This is a genomic window from Pedobacter sp. GSP4, from assembly GCF_051857575.1.
Lineage (GTDB): Bacteria > Bacteroidota > Bacteroidia > Sphingobacteriales > Sphingobacteriaceae > Pedobacter.
In genome coordinates this window covers 442,460-455,060 of sequence record NZ_JBPZIR010000003.1, presented here as the reverse complement: position 1 = coordinate 455,060, position 12,601 = coordinate 442,460, and the positions used below count along the sequence as shown (strand labels likewise).

Annotated in this window: 10 protein-coding genes; 5 read left to right on the top strand and 5 right to left on the bottom strand. The window is 40.4% G+C overall.

Annotated elements, in window-relative coordinates; all coding sequences use genetic code 11:
• Positions 1-41: 41 nt before the first annotated feature.
• From ACS5PU_RS09125 to ACS5PU_RS09115, 3 genes are all read right to left on the bottom strand, one after another.
• Positions 42-515 carry a DUF6265 family protein gene (locus ACS5PU_RS09125; protein ID WP_439458979.1) on the bottom strand — a complete coding sequence of 158 codons (474 nt, stop codon included), beginning with the start codon at positions 513-515 and terminating at the stop codon, positions 42-44.
• Positions 512-1,036 carry a YfiT family bacillithiol transferase gene (locus ACS5PU_RS09120; protein ID WP_439458978.1) on the bottom strand — a complete coding sequence of 175 codons (525 nt, stop codon included), beginning with the start codon at positions 1,034-1,036 and terminating at the stop codon, positions 512-514. The genes ACS5PU_RS09125 and ACS5PU_RS09120 overlap by 4 nt, the downstream gene beginning before the upstream one ends.
• A gap of 143 nt (positions 1,037-1,179) precedes the next feature.
• The gene (locus ACS5PU_RS09115; RefSeq protein ID WP_439458977.1) at positions 1,180-2,577 is read right to left on the bottom strand and encodes an aldehyde dehydrogenase family protein; all 1,398 of its coding nucleotides are present in this window, start codon (positions 2,575-2,577) and stop codon (positions 1,180-1,182) included.
• 117 nt (positions 2,578-2,694) lie between these two features.
• Between ACS5PU_RS09115 and ACS5PU_RS09110 the strand changes: the two genes are divergently transcribed.
• The 5 genes from ACS5PU_RS09110 (at position 2,695) to ACS5PU_RS09090 (ending at position 7,921) form a co-directional block, all read left to right on the top strand.
• Positions 2,695-3,885, top strand: a complete 1,191-nt coding sequence (locus tag ACS5PU_RS09110) for a hypothetical protein (protein WP_439458976.1) — start codon at positions 2,695-2,697, stop codon at positions 3,883-3,885.
• Positions 3,886-4,035: 150 nt separating this feature from the next.
• Positions 4,036-6,420: a prolyl oligopeptidase family serine peptidase gene (locus tag ACS5PU_RS09105; RefSeq protein ID WP_439458975.1), complete on the top strand. Its 2,385-nt coding sequence runs from the start codon at positions 4,036-4,038 to the stop codon at positions 6,418-6,420.
• 243 nt (positions 6,421-6,663) lie between these two features.
• Positions 6,664-7,350, top strand: a complete 687-nt coding sequence (locus ACS5PU_RS09100; protein ID WP_439458974.1) for a peroxiredoxin — start codon at positions 6,664-6,666, stop codon at positions 7,348-7,350.
• Positions 7,351-7,364: 14 nt separating this feature from the next.
• Positions 7,365-7,673, top strand: coding sequence for a thioredoxin family protein (locus tag ACS5PU_RS09095; RefSeq protein WP_439458973.1), 309 nt, complete (start codon positions 7,365-7,367; stop codon positions 7,671-7,673).
• Positions 7,673-7,921 carry a DUF6952 family protein gene (locus tag ACS5PU_RS09090; protein WP_010599336.1) on the top strand — a complete coding sequence of 83 codons (249 nt, stop codon included), beginning with the start codon at positions 7,673-7,675 and terminating at the stop codon, positions 7,919-7,921. Before ACS5PU_RS09095 ends, ACS5PU_RS09090 begins: the two co-directional genes overlap by 1 nt.
• A gap of 281 nt (positions 7,922-8,202) precedes the next feature.
• On the opposite strand, the gene ACS5PU_RS09085 is transcribed toward ACS5PU_RS09090, so the two are convergent.
• Together ACS5PU_RS09085 and ACS5PU_RS09080 are read right to left on the bottom strand one after the other, a co-directional pair.
• Positions 8,203-10,788, bottom strand: coding sequence for a phosphoenolpyruvate carboxylase (locus ACS5PU_RS09085; protein ID WP_439458972.1), 2,586 nt, complete (start codon positions 10,786-10,788; stop codon positions 8,203-8,205).
• Positions 10,789-11,050: 262 nt separating this feature from the next.
• On the bottom strand, positions 11,051-12,598 hold the full coding sequence (locus tag ACS5PU_RS09080) for a DHA2 family efflux MFS transporter permease subunit (protein WP_439458971.1): 1,548 nt from the start codon (positions 12,596-12,598) through the stop codon (positions 11,051-11,053).
• Between the last annotated feature and the right edge of the window lie 3 nt (positions 12,599-12,601).

Below are 12,601 nucleotides of genomic sequence, written 5' to 3'. Positions count from 1 at the left end.
TATCAGGATTTAAACAACAAAATCTCTTTATCTTGATATAGTTATTGCCTTTTATACCTAAACTCCGATTTTCGGCTTTTACCATTAAGCTCGCCTTCTATCCAGGCGAGCATTTCACTTTTGCCTTGGTTTTGGTAAACTATTTTCTGTGGGAAATCGTGCGCCTGATTTTCGAAAACGTAAATCCGGTCTTTTGAAGGCAGCAGTTTAAAACAAACTTCTTTTCCTCCATTTTGCCCAGTTACGGTTGAGCAATAAAAAATATCATCCCCTGTTTTTCTGATCTGTAATGTTTCGGTAAGTAAACTATCGCCTTTGGCATTTATCCGGTAGCTTTTGCCGCTGAGGGTTTTATCGGGGTTTTGAACCCACTGCTCTATAATTTTACCTTTGGCCGTTTGCATTTCCCACGAACCCAGCAGAAATGCAAAGGTTTTGGATGGTTCCTTTTGCGCTTTTGCAACATTGCTAAAGCCTACAATCAAGAAGATTAAGTTGAAGCATATTCTTTTCATTTGGTTACCGTATTTGTAATGTGCGCTAAATGATGTTTTCCGTGCCAGGCGTACATACCCAACATGTTGGCTAGGCTAAGTTCCTTTCCTTGGGCAGGATGTATATATCTGCGTTGATAATCTTCTATTTTTAATGTTTTTAGAAATGCAACCCAGCGCTGATGCAAGGCCGCTAACAGATCGAGTGATAATTTGATATCACCGAACTTTGCTTCTCCGGTTTCCGCCCAGCGCTCCTCGTAATATGGTCTGATTACCGGAATATCTTCGGTAATGGCCTGCTTAAAACGGATGTAGGCATTGATGTGACTATCTGGAACATGGTGCACAACTTGCCTCAAAGTCCATCCTCCAGGTCGGTAAGTTTGGTTTAATTCTTCATCGCTCAGGTTTTCGGTAGCCGTTTTAAGCTGATTGGGCAAAGCCTCAATTTCTGCAACCCATATATCAGCTTGCTTTTGGTCAAAAACTTCGGGCATATAAAATTGTCCAATAGGGTATTTAAGTTGTTCTAAATCCATAAAACCAAAATAAGGAGAATTATCCGGTTTTCTCCAAAGCAACGGCATATTAACCACAGAGCACACTGAGGAATACACAGAGAATACAAAGCCTTCGTGAGCTCGGTGAAAGCTCCTTTTCTCTGTGGTTGAAAATAGTGCTATTACATCAATTTTTTCAACCATTTTAACAAACCCATTTTCTTGCCGTAAGGTGGATAAATCAGTTTGGTTAAACCCAACTTAGACTGAAAAACGACAGCTCTTTCATGCGAAAAGGTTTTGAATCCAAAAATACCATGACAGCTTCCCATGCCGCTGCCATTTACCCCACCAAAAGGTAAATTCGGGTTACTGATATGAACCAGCACATCGTTTACACAGGTTCCACCTGCACTGGTTTCGTTAATGATTTGATTTTGATTCTCCCTGCTTGCCGAAAAAATATAGAGCGCCAGTGGTTTAGCTTTATTATTGATAAAATCAATTGCCTCAGGTAAGTCCGCATAAATAACAACGGGTAAAATTGGCCCAAAAATTTCTGCGCTCATCATTTCACTATCCGGCTCCACCGATGTTAAAATGGCAGGATTGATTGTTAAATCCTTAAAATCAGTTTCTCCGCCCCACTCCAACTTTGCACCCTCATTTACGGCACCTTTTATTAAGCCATTCAGGCGTTCAAACTGTTTTTCATTGATTATTTTCCCATAAACCTGTTTATTTAGGCTACCCTCTGTAAAAAATAGACTTTCAACAGCCGCCTTATAGTGGCTTACAAATGCCTGTTTCAACTCAGTTTTTATTAAAACATAATCTGGCGCAATGCAGGTTTGTCCGGCATTAACCAATTTACCCCAGGCAATTTTTTGAGCAGCTTGTTGCAAATCACAGGTTTCATCAACAACTGCTGGCGATTTGCCGCCGAGCTCTAAAGTAACGGATGTAAGGTTTTTTGCCGCCGCTGCCATCACTATTTTACCAATGGCGGTGCTGCCCGTAAAAAAGATATGATCGAAAGGAAGCTTTAACAGTGCCGTAGAAACTGAAGCGTCGCCCTCAAAACAGGCGATCTCATTGGGCTCAAAAGTATCAGCAATTAATTTACTGATTACCTTAGCGGTTGCACTGCTCAATTCAGACGGCTTAATGATGACGCAGTTTCCAGCAGCAATTGCCGAAACCAAAGGACTCATCACCAATTGCAAAGGATAATTCCAAGGTGCAATAATGAGGCATGTACCCTTAGGCTCATAATAAATTTTGTTCCTGGCAAAAAGGTTGCTCATGGTTCTGCCGGCAGATTTGGGCTTCATCCAACCCTGCAGTTTTTTTATGGCATGATCTATCTCGGCATAGGTAAAAAACAATTCGGTTACAGCAGTCTCGAAACGGTTTTTGCGCAAGTCTTTTTCCAATGCAGCAAATATACTTTCTTCCGCTTTTTCCAAAGCCTGTTTAAGGAGCCTCAGTTTTTTGATACGGGTTTTTGCATCTGTTTTACGCAATTCGAATTTGTGTATCTGCTGTAAACCGAAAATTGATCTGATCTGTTGTTCCATCGTTTCCAAATGTTAACAATTTAAATGAGGTTGTAGGTTAAATTTAGTTAAAATGCCTTCATTTCATTAAAAATTCATTCATTTAAAGCATATTGCAGCAAATTTTAATTTTTAAAGATGAAGAGATTGTTTTTTGTTTTCGCATTCATAATTCCCCTGGTTATCCATGCCCAAACCCTAAAAACAGATGTATTGGTAATTGGTAGTGGCGATGCCGCTTATGCAGCCGCATTTCAATCTTTCCGATCTGGGGTTAAAACCATCCTTCTTACCCAAAAAGTACAATTGAACCTTAAAAACATTTCGGAAACTAAACCCAAACAGGTTAAAGATTTATACCAGGCTTTTCTGAAACGCGAAATAGAAAACGCGAATAGTTTAGCCACGCCCAAGCCAAAAGCAGATAAAAAGGCCTTACCAAAAATCGCAGTTGTTGATAGTACTTTGCTTCTAAATGTAATCAACAATAGCCCATATACCGAAATTAAACGCGCTGGCAGTGGCTGGGAAGTGAAACTTACAAAAGACAAAAGCATTAGGGCAAAATTGCTGGTTATGGCCGATGCTCCTGATAAATTAATAGCCGCATTAAAGATCAGCACCTTAAACGCAACAGCCCCAACACAGCTTAACTATACTGAAAACCTTTACAGAACCACTGTAGCCAGCCTTTCTTCGGGCGGTGCATATTTCATATCCTTATATAACTTACTTATTCCCAACCAGGAAAACCTTTTATGCATTGCTGCAAATCAATTTGAGGCTGGTGCCGCAGCCGGAGCAACCGCAGCTTACGCGGCTTTTTTTGATACCAAAACCAGTTTATCGAACCTAAAAAGGATCCAGGGCGAATTATTGAGCTACAAACATGCGCTCATGCCATTTGAAGATGTAAAAGCAATAGACTCTAACTGGCTGGCGATCCAGAAAATTGGCATAACAGGTATTATTAAAGCCGAAATAAAACAAGATAAAGCCTATTTTAATCCAGAGCAGGAAGTTAGCTATAACGAGATTAAACAGCCCATCAAAGATTATTATTACAAAGCACAGCTCTGGTTTGACGATCATCAGAACATCCCCATCAACCTAGAAAACACAATAGCCATGGTTAGCTATGTGGGCAATAAATCTGTTGAGGCCACCAAGGCCGAACTGCAGAAAAAATGGAACAAAAATTACAGGTTTACCGCTAAATACGACCTTAAAAAAGTGCTGACCAGGCGCGAATTTGCCGTGATCATTAACGAGTATTTAAAACCTTTTGATGATGTTAACGTAGACAAAACCGGAAGGGTAATCAGATAGTTTATAAACCAAGGATAAAATAAATTTTGAACGGTTATCTGTGTTCATCCTATTTATCTGTGGTTACCCCCTACGATGAAGTTGTAACATTTCCATTTCCTTCTTGAAATAGGACGTGCATTGCCTAAATTGCACCCAAACCTAAAATTCATGAAGAAATATTTACTTTTCCTTTTGCTCTGCACAGGAGAATATACTTTTGCACAGCAAATTGCGCCACTTACTGTTGAAAAAATAATGCGCGACCCCAAATGGATGGGTGTTTCGCCAAGCAATTTCCGTTGGACCGCCGACAGCAAAACACTATACTTTAACTGGAATCCAGAAAATAAAGCGAAAGAAGAGCTGTTCAAAGTTTTGGCCACATCTACCAAACCTGTTAAAGCAGCTGAAAAGGAAGATGAAAAATTATTGAGTTTAAACTATACCTATAATACCGACCGCTCTTTGGGTTTAATTGAAAAAAGCGGCGATATTTATTTACAGAATTTTGAAACCAATAAAGAAACACGCCTAACCAGAACACAGGAAAGAGAAAACAGTCCGCTTTTTTTAACCAATGGAAACATTGTATATCAATTGGGCGATAACCTTTTCGAACTCAATTTAAAATCGGCAGAAACCAGGCAGTTAACCAACTTTGTTAAAGGCAAAAAAGCAGGCAGACCAGAAAATAAACCGGCTACCGAACAGGATAAATGGTTAAAAGCCCAGCAAACAGAACTTTTCGATATCATTAAAAAAAGAAATTCCGAAGCCAGAAACAACTCGCGCGGTGGAAGGGGCCGTTTTAATTCGGCAAATGCAGATTCCAAACCCCTAAAAGAGCTTTACACAGAAGATAAGTTTTTAAATGGCGTAACCATTAGTCCAGACGGGCATTTTATCTCCTATAAATTAACTGTACCTGCTCAGAACAACCACGGCACCATTGTTCCAAATTACATTACCTCATCTGGATACACAGAAGATATTCCAGGCAGAACGAAAGTCGGTGAAAACGAAAATACATCACAGGGTTTTATTTATGATACCCAGCGCGATACCGTTTATGCCATTCAAACCTCGACCATTGCAGGCATCAAAGATCTTCCCGATTACCTGAAAGATTATCCAAAGGAACTGGATACCCTTAAAAAGAAAAATGCCGATAGACCCGTTAACTTTTTCGGTCCTCTGTGGAATGATAACGGCAGCACGGCAATTGTTGTTGCAGCCTCTATCGATAACAAAGACCGTTGGATTTTGAAACTGGATGCAACAACAGGTAAATTTTCTTTGATAGACCGCCAGCGGGATGAAGCCTGGATTGGTGGCCCCGGCATTAGCGGCTTTTACCAGGGCAGCACCGGATGGATAGACAATAACCGTTTCTATTACCAGAGCGAGGCCACAGGATATTCGCATCTCTACGTTGCCAACGTGGTTACAGGCGATAAAAAACAACTAACATCTGGAAAATGGGAGGTACAATCGGTACAGCTTTCTAAAGATAGAAGCACCTTTTATTTTAAGGCAAACAAAGAACATCCTGGGATAACCAACTTTTTCAAAATTGGCGTAAATGGCGGGGAGCCGCAGCAGATTACGACCATGAAGGGCCTGAACGACATTACCCTCTCTCCTGACGAGAAGTACATTGCCATCAGTTATTCTTATATGGATAAACCGTCCGAATTATACCTTCAGCCAAATAAAGTTGGAACAAAAGCTGTTCAGGTTACCCAATCTACTTCAGCAGAGTTTAATTCTTATAAATGGCGTCAACCGGATATGGTAAGCTTTAAAAACCGTTATGGTGCCGATGTATATGCAAGAGTGTATAAATCAGACAATCCACATCCTAACCATCCTGCTGTTGTTTTTGTGCATGGTGCTGGTTATCTGCAAAATGTGCATTTCGGCTGGAGTACTTATTTCCGCGAGTTTATGTTCAACAATTTATTGGCCGATAATGGTTATACCGTTATTGATATCGACTACACTGGCAGTTCTGGTTATGGCCGCGATCACCGCACGGGCATTTACCGCCATATGGGCGGAAAAGATTTAACCGATCAGGTAGATGGTGTTAAATTTCTGGTAGAAAAATATGGTGTTAACCCGCAGCATGTTGGTTTGTACGGTGGTTCTTATGGCGGTTTTATTACATTAATGGCCATGTTCAACGAATCGGATGTTTTTGCAAGCGGTGCCGCCTTACGCTCGGTTACCGACTGGGCACATTACAACCATGGTTATACTTCGAACATTTTAAACGAACCTTTTAACGACCCAATTGCCTATAAAAGAAGTTCGCCGATTTACTTTGCAGATAAGTTAAAGGGCAACCTTTTAATGGCCCATGGCATGGTTGATGTGAATGTTCATTTTCAGGATATCGTGCGGATTACCCAACGTTTTATCGAGCTGGGCAAAAACAACTGGGAACTTGCCGTTTACCCTGTAGAGGATCATGGCTTTGTTGAACCAAGCAGTTGGACAGATGAGTACAAACGGATATTTAAACTGTACGAAAATACATTGAAGAAGTAGTTTTTAATAAAAATCCTTCATCTAGACCGGACCCGATAGCTATCGGGTGCAGTGGAGCGGAGAGATCTGTCTCGAGGTAGATTTTGCTTCGCAGAGCACTTACGTGGTTCTCGGCTGCGTTGCTCTCCGCTCGAAATGACGACAAAGCGCAAATAGAATCCCGCTATATTTCATAAAAATAATATAGTTTTCCTCTATATGGCCATCAATAAATACAATTAACAATTAGTTAAACGGGGTTGGTTGGCAATTGATTTAGCCTTACCTTTGTGGCACAAAATTAAAGACAAAAAAATTATGGCAATAGTAGGTAAAAAATTCCCGAGTGTTAGTATTGATGCAATGTCAGACATGGGCGATGACTTGAAAATCAACGTATTTGAAGAAGCTGTAAACAAAAATAGTAAAGTGTTATTATTCTGGTATCCAAAAGATTTTACTTTTGTTTGTCCTACAGAATTACACGCTTTCCAAGCTGCTTTACCTGAGTTTGAAAAAAGAAATACAATTGTAATCGGTGCATCTTGCGATACAAATGAAGTTCACTTCGCATGGTTAAACACACCTAAAGATAACGGTGGTATTGAAGGTGTTACCTATCCAATCTTAGCTGATACACACAGACAATTATCTGGCATATTAGATATTTTAGACCAAGAAGTTAATTACGACGAAGAAGGAAACGAATCATTCTCAGGTTCAAATGTTTCTTTCAGAGCTACTTATTTAATCGACGAAACTGGTAAAGTTTTCCACGAAAGCGTTAACGACATGCCACTGGGTAGAAACGTTAAAGAATATTTACGTTTGATCGATGCTTATGCACACGTTCAAAAACATGGCGAAGTTTGTCCTGCAAACTGGGAAGAAGGAAAAGAAGCAATGAATGCAAACAGAACTGGTGTTGCTGAATATTTAGCCGCTAACTAATAAAATAAAACGTTATGTTTTTAGAATTAACAGAAGATAATCTTCAACAATATTTGGCCGATAACTCAAAGGTTATGGTTCAGTATGCTGCATCTTGGTGCGGAAACTGCCGGATCATGAAACCTAAGTTTAAAAAACTGGCTGCTGAAAATGAAGATGTAGCTTTCTTGATTGTTGATGCCGAAAAACTTCCAAACTCACGCAAATTTGCAAACGTTGATAATTTACCAACTTTCGCAGCTTTTGAAGGTGGCCGCTTGGTAGATCAGGTGCAAACCAACAAAGCAGAAGGTTTATTAGAATTATTTAATAAGATAAAGTAATGAAGATTCCGGTAATAAGACAATTATTTCAAAACACCACTCCGGCACAACTGGAAACAACTTTAGAGGTTTTAGAGGCTTTTTGCGAATTTAGAGGCGTTAGCGAACACGAAGTGGATGTGGCTGGCGAAATGATTACCAATATTTGCGGCGCGCTTGAAGTACACCAAATGGTAAGCGAAGGTGCCGCAGAAAAGGATGCATTAAATGCTTTCGGCCAAAAGGTTATGGGTTCTATTGATCGATAATTGCTTAAAGCTTTAATCCCGCTTTTTCGAAATACAAAATCCTCCGTAGATGTAAATCTGCGGAGGATTTTTAGTTTGTAAACTACTTTTCATTCTGAACGTAGTGAAGAATCCATAAAAAAAACCCGGCGTTTCTCGGCTGCGCTACGCTCCTCACGAGACTGTTAGTCGGGATTATAATCATTACTAAGGAGAAAGAAAAAAGGTCTGTGCGGACACAGACCCTGGAGTATATTTTTAAGCCTCGCACGTTTTTGAAACCTGCGAGGTTTGGCAGAAAGTTAAGCTAAATTCCTCCCTGCATTTACGATACCGAATACGGTTCTTACCGCAAGTTTTTCTAAAGCATGCTGATCTTTTTCGTTCTGATCGTGCTGCAGTTTTTCCAAAGCGAAATGCTGGATCAATACCAAAGGCAAGATGATTTTCTCGCGCGTAGCGATTGATTTTTTATCTACGGGATAATTGGCCATCAAAGTGGGCTGCCCTGAGAGTTTTAAGAGCATCTCTTTGGTTAATTTAAACTCATTGTGTAGTTGAGTCCAAAAGGCGCCAAACTCTTTGTCGTTAGCTAAATGGGCGGTAATTACAAAGTCAGATTTGCTCATACTCATCATACAGTTATCTACTATGGTTTTCAGGTAATCAGACTCGTCGTAAACCTTAACCACTTTATCCCAGTTACCCGCTTTTTCCTGGCTTTTTAACGCAGTTCCCATTCCATAAAAGCCCGGAACGTTTTGCTTTAACATGCTCCATGCAGTAACAAAGCTGATCGCCCTTAAATCTTCGAGCTTCATTTCGCCACCACCATTTCTTTTTACCGGACGGCTACTGATATTAGCCTGCGATAATAATTTTAAAGGAGATAATTTTTCCAAGTAGCTCACAAATAACGGATGCTCGCGTAAATCGACAAAAGCCTTATAGCTTTCTTCAGCCATTTCATCAAGCAAAGCTTTATTATCGGCATCAAGCAAAATGTTGTGCTTTTCTTTCAGGCCAGAAGTAAGTCCGGCGTTAATTAGCTGCTCAATGTTAAACTCAGCGCTTTCTACCGAACCATATTGAGAGCTGATGGTTTGCCCCTGAACGGTTAGCTGCATATTTTTATTGGCAATTTCTTTACCCATAGAAGCATAAAAACGGTGTGTTTTACCTCCACCGCGTGCAGGCGGCCCCCCCCGGCCATCAAAAAATGCCAATTGGATATTGTGTTTTAAAGCCACGGCCGATAATGATGTTTTACCATTAAAAATAGACCAGTTGGCCATCAGGTAACCCCCGTCTTTAGTACTATCAGAATAGCCCAGCATAATGTGCTGTTTGTTGCCACGGTTGGCTAAATGTGCTTTGTAAAAAGGATTACTGTACAGTGTATCCATTATCTCAGCAGCACCTTTTAAATCGTTTACCGTTTCGAAAAGCGGCACAAAATCAATTGTTAAGGCATCTTTGCTCCAACCGTTCCAAAGGAAAAGCTCTATCAATTGCAGAATATCGCTAGCCTGCTGGCAATTGCTGATAATAAAACGGTGACAGGCTTTTTCGCCATTCCTTCTCTGTATGCCTTTAATTTCTTTGATAACCTCGATGGTATCTTTGGTTAGGGCATCAGCCTCATTTGCATAAACGATGGTTGCTTCTTTAAAAGAAATCAGATCCAGCTTTTCAGCTTCGCTAAGCTTGTCGTAATCGGCTGGGTATAATGAAGAAATCGGCTTATTGCTACGGCAGTAAGCATGTACGTTTCTTAGCACGCGGCTATCCTGGCGGATATCCAACGAAGCAAAATAATTACCATACAAATCGACTTTGCGGATCAGATCATTAACCAGATCAACAAACAGTCCATCATGCTCTTCTAAAAGCGTGTCTTTGATCTTGTTCAGGTTTTCTTTCAGCTCTTCCGAAATATCTTCAGGCTCGCAGGTTTGGTCAAAAGCATTGAGGTACAGCACATCATGCAATTTGGCAATGTTCTCTTCAACCCCCCTAAAGGTAATGCGACGTTTAATTACCCTGAAATCGCGGTAATAACAGCGGAAAAGGATCTGGCGCAACATTTTTGACACCTCCAAAGTAGTATCGGCGTGGATATTCGGGTTTCCATCCCTATCTCCTCCCGGCCAGAAACCCAGTTCTAAAATTTTCTTGGTTTCGAGGTTATATTCATCCAGGTTCTGATCTATCTCTTCCTGTATATTGGCCGCAGCAAAATAAAATGTATTTTCTAGGAACCAGGCCAGGTTAAGTGCTTCATCAACTGGTGTTGGCGATTTTTTATTAAAAAACGGCGTTTTACCCAATTGCTGTAACAGCGAATTCATTGAGGTAATATCGTTATCTCTAATGGCTTTGGTTAAATCGGTTATAATGGCCAAAACACTGCCCGGGTAAAACTGCGTAGGGTGAGCGGTTAATACCAAGCGGAGCGAAAGTTCATCAATCAGCTTTTCAATTTTCGACAATACAGGCTTGTTATCGGCATTTTTCTTTAAAATAAAGGCCAATGTACTCTGCTCATCTGTAGTATTCAGCTTGGTAAAGGATGCATCTTCTACGGCATCAAAAAGCACTACCTGGCGCTCTATGTACTGGATAAAACGGAACAACAGGTCAACAATATCCTTTCGGTCGGTATAACTGGTATACTTGGCAAAAAACTCTTCAATAATCTGTGCAGGTTTTTCTCCGTTTGCAATACCTTCTTCACAGCTTTTAAAGAACAGCGGAAGCAGTGTTCCGGTATCTTTAATTTTGTAAAAAGGCAAGGTGAGAAATAAACTGTTAAAGAGTTCAAATTTTGAGATTACCTCATTATTAAAAATAGATTCTCGTTGCGTTGTTAAACGAAGTTTGGGCATAGCTTATGCAATAGTTTTGTATACCGTAATACTACAAAAAATGCATAAGGTATTAAAATTCTAAGGCTTACAATTTGGAAAATTGTAGAATAAATTTTAATTTTAGAATCTTATTTGGCTACTTGGTAGCTAAGTAAGAACATTTGCAATGTTTAAGGGCATTGCATTGATTGTTAATTTTTTGGGTTAAAACAGCCGATGTAATAAAATACACCGGCTGTTTTTGTTTTTTACCATTTTTTAGGCTATTTCTTTGCCAATTTTAGTGCACATCTGTAGGAATGTTTGCATTTTTCTTAAACTTTTGCAAATAAAGCAACGGAATTGAGCACAACATGATCAATCCAGCCACCCAGTATGCATCATTATAGGTAAGCAATAATGTCTGTTTAATTACCGATCCCTCTATCGCTTTCATGGCCATTAATTTGGCATCAATAAATGAAGCTCCTTTTGCCATAAAATTATGCATCAAGCCGTTTAATTTTTGGGTAAATGCCGGGTTGTAATCGTTGATGTTTTCAATTAAGTTGCTTCGGTGAAAACCTTGACGGACGTGGATTAAAGTGGTTAACGCTGCGATCCCGAAAGATCCGCCCAATTGCCTGCTCATGTTGTTTAGTCCAGAGCCCTGTCCAATTTCCGGTCCGGATAAATCCTGCATGGCCAATGTGGTTAGCGGAACAAACAGCAAAGCCATTCCAAATCCTCTAATTACCAATGGCCAAAAGAAATCGCCTGTTCCTGAAGCCAAGGTTGATTTGCTAAGCATCCAACAGAAAACGAAGAATAAAAACATTCCGCCTGTGGCCATAAACTGAGCGGGTACCCCTTTTTTAAGCATAATACCAATAAATGGCATCATCATAATGGTACAGATACCGCCGGCAATAAACAGCTTTCCGGTTTGCAGTGGCGTAAAGCCCAGAAGATTTTGCGCAAAAACCGGGAAAACGAATACAGAGCCATATAAACCGAACCCTAGAACGAATGAAGTAAACATCCCGATAGAGAAGCTTCGTTTTTTCATGATTTTCAGGTTTACAATGGGGTGATCTGTACTGATTTCGCGCCAGATAAATAGCAGCAAACCAAAAACAGATGCCACAGCCAATGCCACAATGTATGGTGTTGCAAACCAATCTTCACTTTCGCCTTTTTCTAAAACCGTTTGTAAACTTCCAACCGCGATGGCCAATAATGCAATCCCCCACCAATCAACAGGTTTGCCCTGCCCATCCTTGGGGGTTTCGCGGATAAAGGTTATGGTACAGTACGCGGCGAGTATCCCGACGGGAATATTTACATAAAAAATCCACGGCCAATCTGCTATCTCTAAAATATAACCTCCAATGGTTGGTCCAACAGTTGGGCCCACAACCGCACCTAAACCAAATAGCGCTGTTGCAATACCTACATCTTCACGGGGCCAGGTTTCGATCAAGATGGCTTGAGCGGTAGAAATTAACCCCCCACCTGCTAAACCCTGTATAACCCTGAATAAAATTAACTCGTTAAGTGATGTTGCGTTTCCGCACAAGAATGAAACGAGTGTAAAAACGATGATGGAGGTTAAGAAATAATTTTTACGGCCGAAACGGCTGCCCAACCAGCCCGACATGGGCAGGATAATCACATTCGCAACGGCGTAACCAGTAGATAACCAGGCCACATCCTCGAGGGTTGCGCCCAGGTTTCCCTGTATTTGAGGAATCGCTACGTTTACAATGGTTGTATCGATCAGCTCCAATAATGAAGCTGTGATTACCGTAAACGTAATGATCCATTTTTTTAAACCTACTTCGGCCATTAT

Bases quoted from the DNA above. Each gene is read 5' to 3' on its own strand.
- ACS5PU_RS09125 (WP_439458979.1), bottom strand. From the start codon at position 515: ATGAAAAGAATATGCTTCAACTTAATCTTCTTGATTGTAGGCTTTAGC.
- ACS5PU_RS09120 (WP_439458978.1), bottom strand. From the start codon at position 1,036: ATGGATTTAGAACAACTTAAATACCCTATTGGACAATTTTATATGCCC.
- ACS5PU_RS09115 (WP_439458977.1), bottom strand. From the start codon at position 2,577: ATGGAACAACAGATCAGATCAATTTTCGGTTTACAGCAGATACACAAA.
- ACS5PU_RS09110 (WP_439458976.1), top strand. From the start codon at position 2,695: ATGAAGAGATTGTTTTTTGTTTTCGCATTCATAATTCCCCTGGTTATC.
- ACS5PU_RS09105 (WP_439458975.1), top strand. From the start codon at position 4,036: ATGAAGAAATATTTACTTTTCCTTTTGCTCTGCACAGGAGAATATACT.
- ACS5PU_RS09095 (WP_439458973.1), top strand. From the start codon at position 7,365: ATGTTTTTAGAATTAACAGAAGATAATCTTCAACAATATTTGGCCGAT.
- ACS5PU_RS09090 (WP_010599336.1), top strand. From the start codon at position 7,673: ATGAAGATTCCGGTAATAAGACAATTATTTCAAAACACCACTCCGGCA.
- ACS5PU_RS09085 (WP_439458972.1), bottom strand. From the start codon at position 10,788: ATGCCCAAACTTCGTTTAACAACGCAACGAGAATCTATTTTTAATAAT.
- ACS5PU_RS09080 (WP_439458971.1), bottom strand. From the start codon at position 12,598: ATGGCCGAAGTAGGTTTAAAAAAATGGATCATTACGTTTACGGTAATC.